Genomic DNA, 18,662 nt, shown 5'->3' on the forward strand with positions numbered 1-18,662 from the left:
ACGCTTTCCGGCCCTAAGCTTCCGCCCTGCGTCACCGATCATCCGGGGGGTCCATGTCACTCAACGAACGTCGGCGTGCCGCGATCGCGTTCGCGCTCCTGTTCGTTCTGTACCAGGGCGCTGAAGGCATCGGCGCGCGCCTGCTCGGCAGCTTACCGGTCCAGGCCGCCTTCACGGTGGGCGTGGTGCTGGCGGCGTGGCCGCTCGGCCGCTGGCTGGGGTTCCGCGGATATGACGCGTATGCGCTGGAATGGCGCCGTACCGCCCCGGTGCTCCTGGCCGGTGGACTGGCGTTGGCGCTGCTCACCAAGTACCTCGCTGTCTGTGTCGGCATGGCGCTGAACGTCTATGCGGCCAGGGCACCGCAGGCACCTGCCGTAGCCGCCGTTTCGTTCCTGTCGTCGATTCCCTGGGCGCTCGTGGCGACGTTCGTGCCGGCGCTGGCAGGCGACATCCTCACCCGCGGGTTTCTGTTCCGTGCGCTGCGTATGGCGTGGGCGCCGTGGGTTTTCGTCCTTGCATCCACGCTGCTGCAGACGCTCAATCACCTGTACACGCTCGATCAGGGTCCGGTCGAATGGCTGCGGCTGATCTGTTTCGGTCTGGCCTATGCGATGGCCGTGGCCCGCACGGGCTCGCTCTGGCTCGCGGTCGGCGTGCACTGGGGCTGGAATCTCGCCTATGTGCTGGTGGGCGACATCCTGCCGTACGAGACGTTGGCACCGGGCTGGTCGGCACTCCTGTCCGCAGGCGCGCACCTGGTCATGTTCGGTGTGTTGTTCGCCATCCCGACACAGATCGAGCGGGAAGATTTCAACGCGGATCCGGCATGAGCCTGAAGGCTCAGAAGTGATACACGAAGGCCAGTGTTTCGGTGACCTGACGAGGCGATCCGTACGACTTCACCAGCGGACTCGCCGCCGCATCGCCAAATAGCCGTCCATACGATATCGCCAGTGCGAAACCCGTCTGTTTCGACGTAGGAATGAAGGCGTCGTACTCCAGGTTGGCCGACTGCCCGCCGGCCCCGGGACGCCACGATCGCGTGCCGATGCCGGCCGCTTCGGAGGGCGTGACACCGAAGAATCGTCGCATCGCCGGCCCGTTCATGCCTTCGACCTGCAGTTCGACCGAGTGCTGGATGTACCAGACATCCGGTAGCTGGTAGTCGGCATACAGCGCGACATAAGCGCCGGCACCATCGGTGTCGTGCGCGACATGCCCGCCGACGCTGAAGTGTTTGTCGAACGCGTATTCGAGGTATCCGCCGCCCTGGAATCGCGGGGAGAGCGAGGCGACCTTACCGCCGAGCGGACCGAGATCGTCATGCGTACGTCCCCATAGCCAGTTCCCGTAGATCCCGCCATGCCAGTGCTCGCCGGCCAGCAGATCGATGGTCAGGCCATCGGCGGTCGAAAGCTCGCCCTTGCCGGGCAAATCGATGTCGATGTACGGAATCGGCTGGTTGCGTCGGTCTTTTGAGCCCATCCAGGCGGGCATGCGCTGAACGCCTGCGCCGAAGGCGTAGGTCGGGCCGTCGTCGTCCTGCGCATGCGCGGAAGCGGCCGCCAGCAACGTGACGAGGAGGGTGAGACAGGTTCGACGCATGGGGGGATGCCGTTCCGCGGTGGACGTGCGCAGGATATCGGCCGACACCTTACGGCATGCTTTGCGCCCGGGAAAGGGCTTCGAAAGGATGTGCGATTAGCCTGCGCTGCAACCTGATCACCGGCCCATCCACGTGTCGAGCCCTTCCTCCTGGAACATCCTCTGCGACTTCGACGGAACGATTGCCGTCGAGGACGTGATCGACTCCCTACTGGACCGGTACGGCCGTCCGGGCTGGGAGATTCTCGAACGCGACTGGCGCGCCGGCGTCATCGGCTCCGCTGTTTGTATGGCAGGCCAGGTCGCGCTGCTCGACATGAGTCGTGACGAGCTCGCTCGTCATCTGAACGGTCTTCACATCGATCATGGCTTCGCGTCCTTCGTCAGGGCCACCATCGAGCACGGCGTTCCGATGGAAATCGTCAGCGACGGCCTGGACCATGCGATCCACGCGATCCTGGCCAATCACGGCATCGACACGCTGCCGACCGTCGCCAACCATCTGCTGCAGAGCGGTCCGCGCGACTGGAGCCTCACCTCGCCATTCAGCGTGTCCGGTTGTCGTGCGGGTACCTGCAAGTGCGCACGCGTCGAAGCGGCGAATACCCGTGGCGGCAAGACCCTGCTCATCGGCGACGGCGCATCCGACTTCTGCGCCGCCGATCGCGTCGACTTCGTCTTCGCCAAGAACCGCCTGATCGAACACTGCCGCGCCGCCGGTATCCCGTATGCGCCTATCGCCAGTTTCGACGAGGCGCGCGAACTGCTTCCCGAACTGCTTGCCGGACGTCTGCCGGCACAGACCGTCATTCCCCTTCACGCGACGAGCTTCCAGGAACTGCCTGCATGAACATCCTTTCCAAGAACCCGCAGCTCGTCATCGACGACGCGACCCTGCTGGCCGACGAAGCGAAGTACTGCTCGTTCGGCGACACCGTGCACTACGTGGATCCGCCGAAGATCTTCCGTCACGCGGAAGGCAGCTACATCTACGACAGCGAGAACATCCCGTTTCTCGATCTGCAGATGTGGTATTCGGCCGTCAACTTCGGCTACGGCAACAAGCGCCTGAACGACACGCTGAAGGCGCAGATCGACCTGCTGCCGCAGGTGGCCAGCCAGTACCTCCATCAGGGCAAGATCGAGCTCGCCAAGACCATCGCCGTCGACGCCAGGCAGAAATTCGGCCTCGACGGTCGTTGCCACTTCAACGTGGGTGGCGCTCAGGCGGTCGAAGACTCGCTGAAGCTCGTGCGTAACGCGCGCGGCGGCAAGAGCCTGATGTTCGCCTTCGAAGGCGGTTACCACGGTCGCACGCTCGGCGCTTCGTCGATCACCTCCAGCTACCGGTACCGTCGTCGCTTCGGTCACTTCGGCGAGCGCGCGCAGTTCATCCCGTTCCCGTACCCGTTCCGTCGCCCGAAGGGCATGACGCCGGAAGAATATTCCGATGCGTGCGTGCGTCAGTTCGAGCGCCTGTTCGAAACCGAATACAACGGCGTGTGGGATCCGAAGGTGGGCGAGGCCGAATACGCCGCGTTCTACGTCGAGCCGATCCAGGGCACCGGCGGTTACGTCATCCCGCCGAAGAACTTCTTCATCGATCTCAAGAAGGTGCTCGACAAGTACGGCATCCTGATGGTCGTCGACGAAATCCAGATGGGTTTCTGGCGCACGGGCAAGCTGTGGTCGATCGAGCATTTCGGCGTCAACCCCGACGTGCTGGTCTTCGGCAAGGCGCTGACCAACGGCCTCAATCCGCTGTCCGGCATCTGGGCGCGCGAAGAACTGATCAACCCCGAGATCTTCCCGCCGGGCTCGACGCACTCGACGTTCAACTCCAACCCGCTCGGTACCGCGCTGGGTCTGGAAGTGATCAAGATGGGCTATGAGCTCGACTACGGTACCCGCGTCGCCGAGAAGGGCAAGCACTTCCTCGACGGCCTGCGCGACCTGCAGAAGCGTCACAAGGAGATCGGCGACGTCGACGGCCTCGGCCTCGCACTGCGCGCCGAGATCTGCACGGACGACGGTTTCACGCCGAACAAGGCGCTGCTCGACCGCATGGTCGACATCGGCCTGGCCGGCGGTCTCACTCACGAAGGCAAGAAGATCGGTCTCGTGCTCGATGTCGGTGGCTGGTACAAGAACGTAATCACGTTCGCCCCGTCGCTCGACATCAGCCACGAAGAAATCGACCTCGCTATCGCGTTGCTCGACCAGTGCCTCACGCTGGCCAAGCGCGGCTGATACCCGGCAGCCACGCGATGGCGTTCGTGAACCAGCTCGAGCCGGATGCCTTGCTCGGGCATTTTGAACGCCATCCACCGCACGGGTTCACCCCGACCCGTGCGGTGGATGGTTCGCCACTTTTCGTGGCTCCGTTCGACCTGCTGACCACCGCCGACGACGAGCTTCGCCGGCGTGTGGCCAGTTTTCCGTTTCAGTCGCTGCTGAAGCGTCTTCTGACGCCGCGTACCTGCTTTGCGGGGACGACGGTCTCCGAATATTCGCTGTTCGATGCATGCAACGACCCTGCCGCGGTGGCCGCATCGTGGGCGCGCTCGTTCGGTGCCAGCCATCCGCTGCTGATCGTGAAGGACCTCGCGGTGGATTCGCCGCTGACCAGCGTGCGCGATCGTGCCTGGACCGCGCGTTTCGTCGATGCCGCGCGCGATCGCGGTTACATCATCGTCGAAGGGCAGGCACTCGCCTATGTGCCGATCGACTTCGGCTCGGTCGACGAATACCTCGGCCGGCTCTCCGCGTCGCGGCGAAAGAATCTCCGTCGCAAGCTTCGTTCGCGCGACAAGCTCGACATCGCGGTGATCCCCACCGGCGATGCCTTCGCTTCAGACGAGGTGGTCGACGGGTACTATGCGCTGTTCGAAAACGTCCACGCGCAGAGCGAAGTCCACTTCGACAAGCTGTCACGCGATTTCTTCGCCGCCGTGCTGCGCGATCCGGGCGGACAGGTGTTCACCTACCGCGTCGACGGCCGGCTCATCGGCTGGAACCTCTGCTACGAACACAATGGCAAGTTGCTCGACAAGTACGTAGGCTTCGCGTACCCACAGGCGCGTGAGTTCGATCTGTACTTCGTCAGCTGGTTCGTCAATCTCGAATTCGCCCTGGCGCGCGGCCTCCGGTTCTATGTCGCCGGCTGGACGGATCCCGCGGTCAAGGCATCGTTGGGTGCGCATTTCCACCTGACCCGGCATGCCGTGTACATCCGTCATCCGCTGCTGCGCGCCGTGCTTCGGCGTTTCGCCCATCGTTTCGAATCCGACAGCGTATGGGAGGCCTCCGATGCGGACGCCCATCGTACTTGACCTCGATGGGTCGGTCGGCGCATTGCCGGGTCGCCTCGTGCTTCCGCTGAGGGAGTGGGAAGAGCCGATCCGCTTTGGCTGTTCGGTATCCAGCCTTCGTCGCTTCTCGGCCGACCTGGTGGAAACCCTCCCGCGTGAGCACGGCACGGTCTTCATGGGCAGCGGCGATTTCCATCATCTGACCTGGCCGCTGGTCGAGCGCGTCCCCGGTAAGGAAAGTTTTCAGGTCGTCGTGCTCGACAACCATCCGGACAACATGCGTTTTCCGTTCGGTGTCCACTGCGGATCCTGGGTACGCCGCGTCGCGATGATGCGGCGGGTCAGCCATGTCCATGTGATCGGGATCACGTCGGGCGATATCGGACGCGGACATGCCTGGGAGAACTACCTCGGGCCGCTGCGTGCGGGCAAGCTGACGTACTGGTCGACGGGCGTGGACACGAGCTGGGCGCTGAAGCTCGGGCTCGGTGCGCGTTTTCGTTCATTCCTGACCAGCGAAGGCATGGTCGACGCGTTCGTAAAAATGCAGGCGAGCAGCAGCGAGCCTGTGTATCTGTCGATCGACAAGGATGCGTATGCGCCCGATGTCGCCATGACGAACTGGGACCAGGGCACGCTCAGCGAAGCGGGCGGCGAGGCTATCATCCGGGTCGTGCGTGGGCGCGTCATAGCCAGCGACGTGACCGGCGAGATCTCCCGCTATAGGTACCGGAGCTGGTGGAAGCGCAAGCTCAGCGCGATGGATGGTCAGGATGAAATCGACGCCGGAAGGCTGGCGGTGTGGCAGGCGCAGCAGCATGCGCTGAATCTGCGGATTCTGGCTGCTATTTGAGCTTCTCTTTCATCTGGCCAAGTGGCTACCGACCTTGCGCGATTGGCGATGTGTTTTCACCAACGGCCGATCAGGTGCTGCACGAGCAGGCTGGTGAGCGCCACGGCGGCCCAGACACCGAGTCCGAGAAGGATCGGGCGGGGGCCGGTGGATGCCATGCGACGCAGGTCGGCCGACAGGCCGATGGCGGTGAGGGCGACCACGATCAGGCATTCCGCGATGAAGTGGATCACCGGCAGGGCGACCTCGGGAACGAGACCCGCGGTGCGGATACCCGAGGCGACCAGAAACCAGAGAATGAACCACGGAAAGATCTTCGCGAGACTGAAGTCGCTGGCGCCCGAGTGTTTCTGACGCCACGCCACGATGAGGGCGATGCCGAGACTGATGGGAATGATCAGGGTAGCGCGCGTTAGCTTGACGATGGTGGCGTAGTCACCAGCCGCATGACTGAAGCTGTAGCCGGCGGCGACGACCGACGAGGTGTCGTTGATCGCGGTGCCTGCCCAGAGGCCGAAGCCCAGATCCGTCAGGCCCAGCAGATGGCCCAGAAGGGGGAAGAGCAGCACGGCGACCAGATTGAACAGGAAGATCGTCGAGATGGCGAAGGCGGTGTCGTGTTCGTCCGGCTTGATGATCGGCACCACGGCGGCAATGGCGGAGCCGCCGCAGATCGCGGTGCCGATGCCGATCAGTACCTGAAGCTTGTCATGGACATGCAGCATGCGACCGAGCAGCCACGCCGAGAGGCCTGCCACGGCGACGGTGGCCAACGTCACCGAGAGCGATTCCAGGCCGGTATGGGCGACCTGGGTCAGGCTCAGGCCGAAGCCCAGCGCAATGATCGACCACTGCAGTACCTGCTTCGAGGCGAAGCGGATGCCCGGCTGGAAGCGCGCCGCCGGCGGCGCAAAATGGCGGACCAGGATGCCGAGCACGATGCCGAAGACGGCGCCGCCGATGAGCGGTACGGCGCGACCGAGCGCGAAGGCCACGGCCGCCACCGCGAGGGCGAGCAGGAAACCGGGAAGACGTGAGGGAGCGATGGGCGAAGCGACGACGGAGGACATGGCGGGATTCCTGGCAACGTCCCTATTGTCCTGATCGACCACGTATAAGCATATTGAAAATCCCTTATCGGGTGTATAAGTCGAACTTATGCATGCCGTCAGCCCTCGTCAGCTAGAGATTTTCGTCGCCATCGCCACCACGGGAAGTGTCCGCGCGGCGAGCGAACGACTGTTCCTCAGTCAACCGGCCGCGAGCATGGCCCTCGCCGAACTGGAGCGGCAGCTCGGTGCCGAACTGTTTGCTCGCGAGCGGGGGCGGTTGCGGATCAACGACCGGGGGCGCGAGCTGCTGCCGCTGGCGCAGGAACTGATCGAGCGGCATGCCGAGTTCGGTCGCAGGGCCGCCGGTGAACGGGCCGAGCTTGCCGGGGAAATTCGTGTCGGCGCCAGCAATACCGTCGGCAATTACCTGGTGGGCGATCTGCTGGGGACGTTCGCGTCCGCGCATCCGGGCGTTTCCTTGCGCCTGGGTGTCGCCAATACGGCGCGGATCGCCCAGGGCGTGCTCGACCATGACTTCGATATTGGTTGCGTCGAGGGGCCGGTGACGCACCCGTCGATCGAATCGCGCCCGTGGCGCGACGACCGGCTGGTGGTCTGCGCACGGCCGGATCACGTCCTGGCCGGAAAGAAGCGATTGCGCCGCGAGGATTTCGCCGGCGAACGCTGGGTGCTGCGCGAGCGAGGCTCGGCCACGCGGGCGCTGAGCGAGCGGGCGTTGGCCGAGTTGCCCGAAGGAAGAACCGTGCTGGAACTCGATCAGTCCGAGTCGATCAAGCAGGCAGTGATCGCCGGGCTGGGTATCGCGTGTCTGCCGGAGGTGGCGATCGGGGACGCGAGGGCGACGGGGCGGCTGGTGGTTCTGCCAACCCCTTTCCTGGATCTCCGGCGGGTGTTGTCGGTGTTGTCGCACCGGCAGCGGTATCGCGGGGCGGTGCTGGAAGCGTTTCTGGCCGGGTTGAGCCGATAAAAGCATCGCCGGCGAGGCTGGCTCCCGCCAGGAGAGCGGGAGCCAGCCTCGCCGGCGATGCGGTCAGGCCAGAACGCAGCGGTTCTTGCCGCTGCGCTTCGCCTCATACATCGCCCCATCGGCAATCGCCACGATCTCGTCGTACGCCATGCCGTGATGGAACATCGTCACACCGATGCTGGCGCCAACGCGGGCGGGTACGCGAATGTCCCCGATCGTCAGCGTGTAGGGTTCAGCCACGGCATCGCAGAGTGCCTGGCAGCGCGTCAGCGCACCCGCGGCGTCCGCCGTATCGTGCAGCAGCACGGCGAACTCGTCGCCGCCCAGACGGGCCACCGTATCCGTACCACGCGTGCGGGCGTCGATGCGCAGCGCGATCGCCTTGAGCAGCTCGTCGCCGGCGGCGTGTCCGCTGGCGTCATTGACGCCCTTGAATCCATCGATGTCGATATAGGCCAGCGCGAAGGTCGCGCCGCCCCCGTTACCGAGCGTGATGGCGCCTTCGAGGCGTTCGCGGAACAACAACCGGTTCGGCAGCCCGGTAAGCGCATCATGCGTCGCCTGATGGCGAACCAGCTGCTCCATCCGCGTGCGTTCGGCCACCTCGTTGGTCAGCTGCTCGTTTCGCGTCGACAGTTCGTCGAGCGCACTCTGTAGCAAGGCGCGGGCGCGATACAGCTCGAGGAAGATCTTCACCTTCGACTGCAGGATGACGTCGTTGATCGGCTTGGCGATGTAATCGACCGCGCCGGCCGTATAGCCCTTGATGCGGTTGACGTCATCGGCGTAGGCGGCGGTCACGAAGATAATCGGCGTCTCGTTCAGGTGGTCGTTTTCCGAGATGAATTCCGCCACCTCGAAGCCGTCCATCTCGGGCATGTTGACGTCGAGCAGCACCAGTGCGAACTGGTGATCGAGACACAGCGCAAGCGCCTCGTTGCCACTGGATGCTTCGAAAATGTCCGCGTCGGCACGGGCCAGCAAGCGGCGCATGGCGACGAGGTTGGCGGGCGTGTCGTCGACGACGAGGATCTTGGGTCGGATCGGATTCATGTCAGGCATAGTTCGTTGAGTCGCGGGGCGATGGCGTCGAGGGGCAGGCAGGCGTCCGCTCCCGCGCGTTCGAGGCCAGTCAACGGCATCACCTTCGCTTCGGCGGTCTGGGGATCCTGGATCACGGCATAGCCACCGGCGTGGCGTACGGCGACGAGGCCGTTGGCGCCGTCCGAGTTGGCGCCGGTCATCAGCACGGCGACGAGGGCATCGTGCCAGGCATCGGCGGCGGTTTCGAAAAGTACGTCGATCGACGGCCGTGCATAGGCGACCTTGGCGTCGATGCTCAGGGAGAAGTGCAGGTTCGGTTCGATCAGCAGGTGGTAGCCGGCGGGAGCGACGTGGATCACGCCCGGATCGACGGGGGCGCGCTCCTGGGCTTCGACGACCGGCAGCGGGCTGACGCGCGCCAGCAATTCGACCAGAAGCGATACGTCGGCCGAGCCGGTATGGCAGCAGATGACGACAGGCACGGCGAGCCGTCTGTCGAGTCCGGGGAGGACGCGTTGCAGCGCCGACAGGCCACCGGCGCTGCAACCCATCACGATCGCCTGATGCGTGCTCATCGCGTCAGCGGCCTCGCACCGGAACCGCCCACCTGGTAAACGCGCAGCGCGTTGTCGACGTCCGAAAAGCCCGCCGCCGCGGGCGAGAAATCGATGTTCTCCCGGGTGCCGAGGCAAAGAAAACCGCCGCGCACGAGACTGTCGCGGAACAAGCCCAGCGTGCGGTCCTGCAAGGTGTTGGTGAAGTAGATCAGGACGTTGCGACAAAGGATCAGATGCGCCTCGCAGAACACCTCGTCCGTCACCAGGTTGTGATTGAAGAAGGTGACGTTGCGGCGCAGGCGGGTGTCCAGCTTGATGAAGTCGTAGCGCGCGCTGTAGTAGTCGCTGAGCGAGCGCTGCCCGCCGCCTTCGAGATAGTTACGGGACCAGTCCCGCGCTTCGCGGGTCGCGTAGATGCCTTCGCCCGCGATCGCCAGCGCCGCGTCGTTGAAATCCGTGGCATAGATGCGCGAGCGCTCGTAGAGTCCGGCTTCCTCGAGCAGGATGGCCAGCGAATAGACCTCCTGTCCATGCGCGCAGCCGGCCTGCCAGATGTTGATCTCGGGATAGGAGGCCAGTACCGGAAAGACCTTGTCGCGCAGGACGCGAAAGACCGCGGGGTCCCGGAACATTTCCGACACCGGTACCGACAGACCTTCGATGATCCTGGCGACGAAGCCCGGCTCGTGCAGCAAGCGCCGGGTAAGCTCGCTGACGCTGCCCGCATCGTGCGTGCGCACGAGCTGCTGCACCCGCCGCTTGAGCGAGGCGGGCGCGTATTCACTGAAATCGTGCCCGTGGCGCAGCTGCATCGCGCGCACGAACAACTGGATTTCGATGTCTTCGATATCCATATCAGCCGCGCTGCGGCAGCCACACGCGAATCAGCGAGAGCAGGCGGTCCACGTCGATCGGCTTGGACAGGTAATCGTTGGCACCCGCCTCCAGGCACTTTTCACGATCGCCGCGCATGGCCTTCGCGGTCAACGCGATGATCGGCACCTTCGCGACCGCCGGCTTCGCGCGGATCGCGCGCATGGTCTCGTAGCCGTCCATCACCGGCATCATGATGTCCATCAGCACGAGTTCGATGTCCGCGTCCTTGTCCAGGGTGTCGAGTGCTTTCTGGCCATCCTGCGCCATCACGACATCGACGCCCTTCGCCCGGAGCACCTTGGACAGGGCGAACAGATTGCGCATGTCGTCGTCCACCAGCAGCAGGCGACGGCCGCGGAGGTCCGCCTCGTCCATGCCGCCGGCAGGAGTGATCGCTTCGTCGCGCGCGCCGCCGCCATGACGGATCGAGTGCAGGAACAGGCTCACTTCGTCGAGCAGGCGGTCTGGCGAGCGGGCGCCCTTGACCACGATGCTGTCGGTGTACTGGCGGATCTTCATGCTTTCCTCGCGACTGAGGTCGCGACCCGAATAGACCACCACCGGCGGCGTATGACCACCGCGCGCGAGCCGCTCGAGGAACTCAATGCCCGACATGCCGGGCAGGCCGAGATCGAGCACGATGCAGTCGTACGGTGTATCGCCGGTCATGGCGAGCGCTTCCTCGCCGGAGGAAGCTTCGTCGATGACGACCGAGTCGTCCTTCAGCAGCGTGCGCACGGCGGCGCGCGCGCTGGCATCGTCGTCCACGACCAGCAGGTGGCGCGTGCGTCCTTCCGCGAAGTGCAGCAGGCGCTCGAAAGCGTCCGAGATGGATTCGCGGCTGACCGGCTTGGTCAGGAAGCCCACCGCACCCAGCTCGAGGCCGCGGGTGGAATCGTCCGTGGCCGAGATGAAGTGCACGGGGATGTGCCGCGTGGCGGCATCGCCCTTGAGGCGCTCGATCACCGTCCAGCCGTCCATGCCCGGCAGCATCACGTCGAGCAGGATGCCGGTGGGGCGGTAACGATTGGCCAGGGCCAGGCCGGTCTCGCCATCCGCGGCCGCCAGCACACGGTGGCCCTTGCGATGAATCATGTCCGCCAGAATGCGCGCGAAGGCCGGGTCGTCCTCGACGACGAGAATGATCGTATCGCCCGGATTGAGCGAGCCGCGGTCGTCATCGATGCTGTCCACGAGCAGGCCGGGCGACAGCGGGAGCGTCGCCTCGGCAGCCGCCTGCTGGAGCGGGATCGGCTCCGCGATCGAATCGCTCTCGGGCGCCGTCTCCGGCAGGAAAATGGTGAAGGTACTGCCCTTGCCGGGTTCGCTGACGAGGGTGATGTCGCCGCCCAGGAGCATCGCGATGCGCCGGGAGATGGCGAGGCCCAGGCCGGTGCCGCCGTACTGGCGGCTGGTGCTGGCGTCGACCTGCTCGAAGGCGTGGAACACACGCTGGAACTTGTCGGCCGGGATGCCGATGCCCGAGTCGATGACGGCGATCGCGATGGTGTGGGCCGGATCGAGGCCGTCCGGCAGCGCCGCCCCGGCGGCGGGGCGCGAGATGCGCAGCGCCACGGTGCCGCTGGAGGTGAACTTGAACGCGTTGCTGAGCAGGTTGTTGGCGACCTGTTCGAGCTTGGCGCCATCGGTGCGGATGGACGCGGGAAGCCCGGGGGCGACGGTCACCTCGAAGTCGAGCTTCTTTTCCTGCGCGACGTGGTTGAACGTCCGGCTGAGCGTGCGTGAGAGATCGGCCAGCGGGAACGTATCGACCATCAGTTCCATCTTGCCGGCCTCGACCTTGGACAGGTCGAGGATGTCGTTGATCAGCCGGAGCAGGTTGGAGCCCGCGTCGTGGATGATCCGGGCCGACTCGACCTGCTCGCCGGTGAGGTTTTCTTCGTCGTTGTCGGCAAGACTGCGCGAGAGGATCAGCAGGCTGTTCAGCGGCGTACGCAGCTCGTGCGACATGTTCGCCAGGAACTCGGACTTGTACTGGCTGGCGCGCGCGAGCTCTTCGGCCTTTTCCTGGGTTTCGTTCTGCAGGGCCTGCAGCGAGTCCTTCTGCTGGTTGAGGGTGAGGCTCTTCTCTCGCAGTTCCTCGTTCGACGCATGCAGTTCTTCCGTCTGCACGCGCAGTTCTTCCTCGGAGGCGACCAGCCGCTGCGACTGCTCCTGCAGCTCGTTCGTCCGGTTCTTGAGTTCTTCGTTGGTCGAACGCAGATCTTCCTGCTGCGAGCGCAGCGCTTCTTCCGAGGCGCGCAGTTCGTCGGCCTGGCTTTGCGTCTGCTCGAGGAGCGTGCTCGTGCGCAGCGCTCGCGAGAGATTTTCCAGCGAAAGGGCGACGATCGGCATCAGTTCGTCGAGCAGGCGTTCCTGGACCGACGACAGGTGATCGAAGCTGGCGATCTCGAGGACGCCGAGCAACGTGTCGCGTGAGAGCACGGGCACCAGGATCACGCTGCGCGGCGACGCTTCGCCGGTGCCTGAGTGGATGCGCGTGTAATCGTCCGGCACGTCCTGCAGCACGATGGGCCGGCGCTCGATGGCGGCCTGGCCGACAAGGCCCTCGCCAAGAGCATAGGACGTGGTGACGTGGCGTCGCTGGCGGAAGCCGTAGCTGCCCAGCATCTCCAGCGTCGAGGTTTCTTCCCGCAACACGTAGAACACCCCGACGCCCGCCTTGAGGGTGGGAACCAGCTCGGAGAGCAGCGTGTCGGCGAACTCGCGGTAGGTCGTCGCGCCCTGCAGGCGGTTCGATACCGCGGTGACGGTCGACTTCAGCCAGTTCTGTCCCGCCGTTTCGATCGCCATCTCCTTGAACACCTGGAGCGCGCGGGCGATCTCGCCGATCTCGTCGCGGCGGCTCAGCTGCCGAACCTCGATGGTGTGGTCATGACCGGCCAGTCGCGTCATCAGCTCGGTCATCCGCACGATGGGCCGGGTGATCAGCTGGGAGGTCATGAGGATCACGGCGATGCCGAACAGAAGGCAGACCACCAGCGAGATGACATCGATGTACTGGGTTGCCGCGAGTACGTGGTCCAGGGCCCTGGTCCGCTCCTCCAGCAAAACCCGCTCGCTGGCCGACATCTCGTCGATCAGCTTGCGAATGTCGCTCATCAGCACCGTGCGATGGTCGAGGTAGTCGTGACGAACGCGGTCCCGGGCGAACGACGCCTCGGGGGTGGCCGCGTTGCCGATGGCGCGCATCGGCTCCAGTCCGGCTTTGGTGACTTCGGTCTTCCACCGGTCGAGCATTTCCTGGGCACGGTCCAGGCGCGCCTGCTGCAGCGGATTGTCGACCGTCAGCTGGCGGATCTGGGCGATGTCCTGGGTTATCTTGCGGTCGGCCCGGTCGAAGTCGGCCCACTCGGTTTCCGCCTGGTTGAGCAGGTAACCACGCGCCGCCACCTGCCGGGCCTGCGCGTCGTCGCTCGTATTGGCCAGGGTCAGCAGGACGACGTAGGTATGCGTCGACCAGGCCCGCGTGTCGTTCTCCCGGTAGAGCGACACCAGGTTGGCGACACAGGCCGCCACGAAAAGGGCCAGAAGGGCGCCGATGGCGAAGACGATCTTGCGCTGAAGGGGCTGGTCGGCCAGCCAGTTGCGCTTCTTTTCGTGAGAGGACATGCGAAGACCGGTAGTGGGACAAGGGTGCCGCGTCTGGCCCGTTCAGGTACTACACCCAAACCGGGCCGGGCTTCCATGGCGTCATACTGATTATCGGCGATACGTCACACGACTGGAGCCTGCGGGACGCGACGCCACGGCGGCGGGACCAGTGTGCCGAGGCGGATCGCCACGGCAAGACATACGGCCGTCGCCATCGAGCAGATGCAAAGGGCCGCGACGGAGGCCTCGGCGCCGAACGCGCCGCCGGTGAGCCATTCGGGCCCCTGCATATGGGAGGCCAGCAGGCCGTGCTGTTCGAAGCCCGACACCGGAATGCCGTAGAACGGCCCCTGGGCCATGTTCCACGCGGCGTGGACGCCCATGCAGAGCCAGAGGGAGCGGGTCACGTTGTAGAGCAGCCCGAACAGGAGCCCGGCTTCCAGCGCAATGGCGATGGCGCTCCAGGCGGTGGCGCCGGGGTTCCAGATGTGCACGCCGCCGAAGAAGGCCGCGGAGATGATCAGCGAAGCCCAGGTCCCCAGGCCTTCTTCGACGATGCGGAAGAGCACGCCGCGGCTGATGATTTCCTCTCCCACGCCGGCACCGACTCCCGTGACCAGGATGGGACCGAGCCAGGCCACGTCGTGGTTCACGCCGTCGACGACGAAGACGCCCAGGGCGTAGAGGGTTCCCACGACCAGCGAAAACAACGCCGCGCCGCCGATCAGGCCGAGGGCCAGATGCGGGACAGCCTTGCGTGGCGCGAGCTCGTCGATCCGCCGTCGCTCGATCGTCCGCACCAGCAGCCAGTAGGCGATCACGATGGGTAGCAGCCGGAAGGCCTCGATCAGGGGTGTGACCTGATCGAATGGCAGGCTGCCCCGGGGCAGACCGATGCCGTTGTAGATGCGGCCGGCGATGAAGCCCAGTGCACTGAGCGTCACGGCGAAAACGAGAATGCGACCGACCGGTGAGCGCAGGAGGCGCAATGGCAGCGAGGGGCGGTTGACGGCAGTGGGCGGCGCGGACATGAACAGTATCCTGATGGGCTTGCGGGCAGAGTCTACGCAGGCATGATGGTGCTCCGATACAAGATCGTCCCGTGCCACTTCGGCTATCTTCCCACGAGGGCATACGGCCCAAACCCCTGGAATCCGCTGCATGGCCATACCGTCAGAAAACGATCCGTCGAGCCCGATGAACCGTCGTGAGCAGACCTTCCCCCACCTTAGCGAAGAGATGGCGGCGCGGCTGGTCAGGTACGGAGTGGAAGAGACGGTCCCGGCCGGTACGCTGCTGTTCGAGCGTGGGCAGCGGCGCGTGGATTATTTCTTCGTGCTGGAGGGCAGTATCGAGGTCTACGACTTCCACGAGAACGGCGCGCCCAACATCTTCGTCGTCCACGGTCCGAACCAGTTCACCGGTGAGGTCGACCTCTTCAGCGAGCGCCAGGTGATGGTCAATGGCCGGACGGCCGTCGATACGCGTCTTGTCCGGCTCAATCCCCTGCAGTTCCGTAAGCTGGTGTCCGGTGAGCCGGATATCGGCGAAATCATCATGCGTGCCTTCATCCTGCGCCGCGTGGGTCTCATTCAGAGCGGGCAGGGCGGCGTGATCCTGGCAGGCTCCGCCCACGCGGCGGACACGGTGCGCCTGCGCAGCTTCCTGATTCGCAATGGCTACCCGTACCGCTTGCTGGACACGGATATCGATGAAGACGCGCGCCACCTGATCGACGGGTTCGGCCTCGATCCGGAGGAGTGTCCGGTCGTCATCCTGCCCGATCGAACGGTACTCAAGTGCCCGACGACTTCCCAGCTGGCCGACGAACTGGGCATCTCCATCCTGCTCGATACCGATCACGTGCACGACGTCGCGGTCATCGGCGCCGGGCCCGCGGGACTCGCCGCGGCCGTGTACGCCGCGTCGGAGGGACTGGACACGCTGGTGCTGGAATCGCTGGCGCCGGGTGGTCAGGCCGGCACCAGCTCGAAGATCGAAAACTACCTCGGCTTTCCCACCGGTATTTCGGGGCAGGCCCTGGCCGGCCGCGCCCAGGTACAGGCCATGAAGTTCGGTGCGCACATGGCCATCGCGCGTGAAGTGCAGGGCCTGGACTGCTCGGCGCACCCGTTCCGTCTCAAGCTCGACAACGGCACCGTCGTCACGGCGAAGTCCGTGGTCATCGCGACGGGTGCGCGCTATCGCAAGCTCGATCACGTCGACTACGAGCGCTTCGAGGGCCAGGGCATTCATTACGCGGCGACGGCGATGGAAGCGACGCTCTGTGCCGGCGAGGAAGTGGTGATCGTCGGCGGCGGCAACAGCGCGGGTCAGGCGGCGGTTTTCCTCGCGCGCACCGTGGCGCACGTACATATCCTCGTGCGTGGCAGCGGGCTCGCCGCGACCATGTCGGATTACCTGGTGCAGCGTATCGACCAGTCGCCGCGCATTACGCTGCATACGCACTGCAAGGTGGATCACCTCGACGGCGATGCCTATCTGCGTGAGGTGGGCTGGATCTGCAACGACGGCACACAGACGCGCAAGAAGATCGGTGCGCTCTTCGTGATGATCGGCGCGGAGCCGAATACGGCCTGGCTGGACGGCTGCCTGGATCTGGATCGAAAGGGTTTCGTGCTTACCGGCCGCGATGCCGATGGTTACGCGACACCTTCGCCGTTCGCTACGACCCTGCGCGGCGTGTTCGCGGTGGGCGATGTGCGGTCGGGATCGATCAAGCGTGTGGCTTCCGGGGTGGGGGAGGGGTCGGTCGTGGTGCAGGCGATTCACCGGTATCTGCATCCGTCGCCGGTCTGAGGCCCGATGAACGCACGCCTCCTTTTCGCGCCATAAAAAAAGTCCGGCCAGGCCGGACTTTTTTTATGGCGCCTCGGATCGATCGAACCTCAGACGTCGACCGACGCCGCATGCTCGCGCGTCGCCGAGAACCGGACTCCCGGCCAGCGCTCCTGTGCCAGCTGCAGATTGACTCGCGTCGGGGCGAGGTAAACCAGCTCGCCCGCCGCATCGATCGCCAGGTTACCCGCGTTCTTCTCGCGGAATTCCTCGAGCTTCTTCGCGTCGTCGCAATGGATCCAGCGCGCCGTCGCCACGCCGACCTGCTCGAAACTCGAGTCGACGTTGTACTCGTCCTTCAGACGATAAGCGACCACATCGAACTGCAGCACGCCGACCGCGCCGAGAATCAGGTCGTTCGACATCAGCGGGCGGAAGAACTGCGTCGCGCCTTCTTCCGACAGCTGCGCGAGACCCTTCTGCAGCGCTTTCATCTTCATCGGGTCACGCAGACGCGCACGACGGAAGAGCTCCGGCGCGAAGTTCGGGATGCCGGTGAACGACAGTGGCTCCCCTTCGGTGAAGGTATCGCCGATGGTGATCGTGCCGTGGTTATGCAGGCCAATGACATCGCCCGGGTACGCCCGCTCCACGATTTCGCGATCGGACGCCATGAAGGTGAGCGCGTTGGCGATGCGCACTTCCTTGCCGGTACGCGTCTGCTGCATTTTCATGCCGGCGGTGTAGGTGCCCGAGCAGACACGCATGAAAGCGACGCGGTCACGATGCGCCGGGTCCATGTTCGCCTGGATCTTGAAAACGAAGCCGGTGAGCTTCTCTTCTTCCGGCTTGACTTCACGCGTCAGCGTCTCGCGGCTGCGCGGCGAGGGTGCGTGCTCGACGAAGAAGTCGAGCAGCAGTTGTACGCCGAAGTTGTTGACCGCCGAACCGAAGAACACCGGTGTCTGTTTACCGGCGAGGTAGGCGTCGATGTCGAAGGGATTCGATGCGCCGAGAACCAGTTCGAGCTCTTCGCGCAGTTCGTCGAGCGCGGCCTGTCCGATCATCGTGGCGAGTGCGGGATCGTCCAGGCCCTTGAAGATCGTCGAGTCCTGGCGGGTGAAGTTCTTGCCCGGCTCGAACACGTGCACTTCGTCGAGCACCACGTGGTAAACGCCCTTCAGGCGGGAACCCATGCCGATCGGCCAGGTCACCGGCGCGCAGGCGATCCCGAGTACGGACTCGACTTCGTCGAGCAGTTCGATCGGCGAGCGGCCTTCACGGTCGAGCTTGTTGATGAAGGTCATGATCGGCGTGTCGCGCAGCCGACAGACTTCCATGAGCTTGATCGTGCGCTCCTCGACGCCCTTGGCGCAGTCGATCACCATCAGCGCCGAGTCGACCGCCGTGAGCACGCGGTAGGTGTCCTCGGAGAAGTCCGCGTGGCCGGGTGTGTCCAGCAGGTTGACGATGGCGTCGTCATAGGGGAACTGCATGACCGACGAGGTCACCGAGATGCCGCGCTCCTTTTCCAGCGCCATCCAGTCGGACGTCGCGTGGCGGGCGGCCTTGCGGCTCTTCACCGAGCCGGCCATCTGGATCGCGCCGCCGAACAGCAGGATCTTCTCGGTCAGGGTCGTTTTGCCCGCGTCGGGGTGGCTGACGATGGCAAAACTGCGCCGCCGGCGGGTTTCGGTGAGGTGTGAGGACATGGGCAGGGTCGCTGTGAAGGCTAACCCCCTATTCTAGCAGGGGTTAGGAGGCTTGGCTGAGGCGGCCCGACACCTCTCCCCACCGGTGACCCGGCCCGGCCGGACGCCAGAGCAAGGCCATCGACCCGGGTCCGATGGGGTCCGGCCCTGCCGGCGACGCTCTTCCGCGTGTGCACGATCCCACGGCCTCGGACCGGTCCCGTTGCCGTCGCCATCCGTCATGCGCTTGCAGTCCGAAGGCCGCAGC

General features: G+C 65.0%; 15 protein-coding genes. 7 read left to right on the forward strand and 8 right to left on the reverse strand.

The window, feature by feature from the left end:
* Positions 1 to 53: 53 nt before the first annotated feature.
* Complete coding sequence (locus J2X57_RS11555; RefSeq protein WP_309867156.1) at positions 54 to 833, forward strand: CPBP family intramembrane glutamic endopeptidase; 780 nt, start codon at positions 54 to 56, stop codon at positions 831 to 833.
* 10 nt (positions 834 to 843) lie between these two features.
* On the opposite strand, the gene J2X57_RS11560 is transcribed toward J2X57_RS11555, so the two are convergent.
* On the reverse strand, positions 844 to 1,608 hold the full coding sequence (locus J2X57_RS11560) for a MipA/OmpV family protein (RefSeq protein ID WP_036110915.1): 765 nt from the start codon (positions 1,606 to 1,608) through the stop codon (positions 844 to 846).
* 133 nt (positions 1,609 to 1,741) lie between these two features.
* Between J2X57_RS11560 and J2X57_RS11565 the strand changes: the two genes are divergently transcribed.
* Genes J2X57_RS11565 through J2X57_RS11580 form a run of 4 tightly spaced genes read left to right on the forward strand, consistent with a single transcriptional unit; the run spans position 1,742 to position 5,772 of the window.
* Positions 1,742 to 2,458: an MtnX-like HAD-IB family phosphatase gene (locus J2X57_RS11565; RefSeq protein ID WP_309867161.1), complete on the forward strand. Its 717-nt coding sequence runs from the start codon at positions 1,742 to 1,744 to the stop codon at positions 2,456 to 2,458.
* Positions 2,455 to 3,858, forward strand: a complete 1,404-nt coding sequence (locus tag J2X57_RS11570; RefSeq protein WP_043695487.1) for an aminotransferase class III-fold pyridoxal phosphate-dependent enzyme — start codon at positions 2,455 to 2,457, stop codon at positions 3,856 to 3,858. The genes J2X57_RS11565 and J2X57_RS11570 overlap by 4 nt, the downstream gene beginning before the upstream one ends.
* A gap of 17 nt (positions 3,859 to 3,875) precedes the next feature.
* Entirely contained in the window at positions 3,876 to 4,940 is a 1,065-nt protein-coding gene (locus J2X57_RS11575) for a GNAT family N-acetyltransferase (RefSeq protein ID WP_309867166.1), read from the forward strand.
* A complete protein-coding gene (locus J2X57_RS11580) occupies positions 4,918 to 5,772 on the forward strand; it encodes a hypothetical protein (protein ID WP_308847729.1) in 855 nt (284 codons plus the stop codon). Before J2X57_RS11575 ends, J2X57_RS11580 begins: the two co-directional genes overlap by 23 nt.
* Before the next feature lie 56 nt (positions 5,773 to 5,828).
* On the opposite strand, the gene J2X57_RS11585 is transcribed toward J2X57_RS11580, so the two are convergent.
* Entirely contained in the window at positions 5,829 to 6,842 is a 1,014-nt protein-coding gene (locus J2X57_RS11585) for a putative sulfate exporter family transporter (protein WP_309867169.1), read from the reverse strand.
* 88 nt (positions 6,843 to 6,930) lie between these two features.
* Here J2X57_RS11585 and J2X57_RS11590 point away from each other — a divergent pair, with 88 nt between their 5' ends.
* Positions 6,931 to 7,812, forward strand: coding sequence for a LysR substrate-binding domain-containing protein (locus J2X57_RS11590; RefSeq protein WP_309867172.1), 882 nt, complete (start codon positions 6,931 to 6,933; stop codon positions 7,810 to 7,812).
* Positions 7,813 to 7,875: 63 nt separating this feature from the next.
* On the opposite strand, the gene J2X57_RS11595 is transcribed toward J2X57_RS11590, so the two are convergent.
* From J2X57_RS11595 to J2X57_RS11615, 5 genes are all read right to left on the reverse strand, one after another.
* The gene (locus J2X57_RS11595; protein ID WP_176167894.1) at positions 7,876 to 8,865 is read right to left on the reverse strand and encodes a diguanylate cyclase; all 990 of its coding nucleotides are present in this window, start codon (positions 8,863 to 8,865) and stop codon (positions 7,876 to 7,878) included.
* A complete protein-coding gene (locus J2X57_RS11600; RefSeq protein WP_309867176.1) occupies positions 8,862 to 9,431 on the reverse strand; it encodes a chemotaxis protein CheB in 570 nt (189 codons plus the stop codon). Before J2X57_RS11600 ends, J2X57_RS11595 begins: the two co-directional genes overlap by 4 nt.
* The gene (locus tag J2X57_RS11605) at positions 9,428 to 10,267 is read right to left on the reverse strand and encodes a CheR family methyltransferase (RefSeq protein ID WP_043695468.1); all 840 of its coding nucleotides are present in this window, start codon (positions 10,265 to 10,267) and stop codon (positions 9,428 to 9,430) included. Before J2X57_RS11605 ends, J2X57_RS11600 begins: the two co-directional genes overlap by 4 nt.
* Before the next feature lies 1 nt (position 10,268).
* Positions 10,269 to 13,922 carry a response regulator gene (locus tag J2X57_RS11610; protein ID WP_309867180.1) on the reverse strand — a complete coding sequence of 1,218 codons (3,654 nt, stop codon included), beginning with the start codon at positions 13,920 to 13,922 and terminating at the stop codon, positions 10,269 to 10,271.
* 104 nt (positions 13,923 to 14,026) lie between these two features.
* Complete coding sequence (locus J2X57_RS11615; RefSeq protein ID WP_309867183.1) at positions 14,027 to 14,935, reverse strand: type II CAAX endopeptidase family protein; 909 nt, start codon at positions 14,933 to 14,935, stop codon at positions 14,027 to 14,029.
* A gap of 130 nt (positions 14,936 to 15,065) precedes the next feature.
* Here J2X57_RS11615 and J2X57_RS11620 point away from each other — a divergent pair, with 130 nt between their 5' ends.
* Positions 15,066 to 16,724, forward strand: coding sequence for an FAD-dependent oxidoreductase (locus J2X57_RS11620; protein WP_043695462.1), 1,659 nt, complete (start codon positions 15,066 to 15,068; stop codon positions 16,722 to 16,724).
* A gap of 89 nt (positions 16,725 to 16,813) precedes the next feature.
* On the opposite strand, the gene J2X57_RS11625 is transcribed toward J2X57_RS11620, so the two are convergent.
* Positions 16,814 to 18,415: a peptide chain release factor 3 gene (locus tag J2X57_RS11625; protein WP_036110937.1), complete on the reverse strand. Its 1,602-nt coding sequence runs from the start codon at positions 18,413 to 18,415 to the stop codon at positions 16,814 to 16,816.
* Positions 18,416 to 18,662: the final 247 nt, after the last annotated feature.

It is taken from the genome of Luteibacter sp. 1214, from assembly GCF_031455395.1.
In the GTDB taxonomy this organism is placed as follows: domain Bacteria; phylum Pseudomonadota; class Gammaproteobacteria; order Xanthomonadales; family Rhodanobacteraceae; genus Luteibacter; species Luteibacter mycovicinus.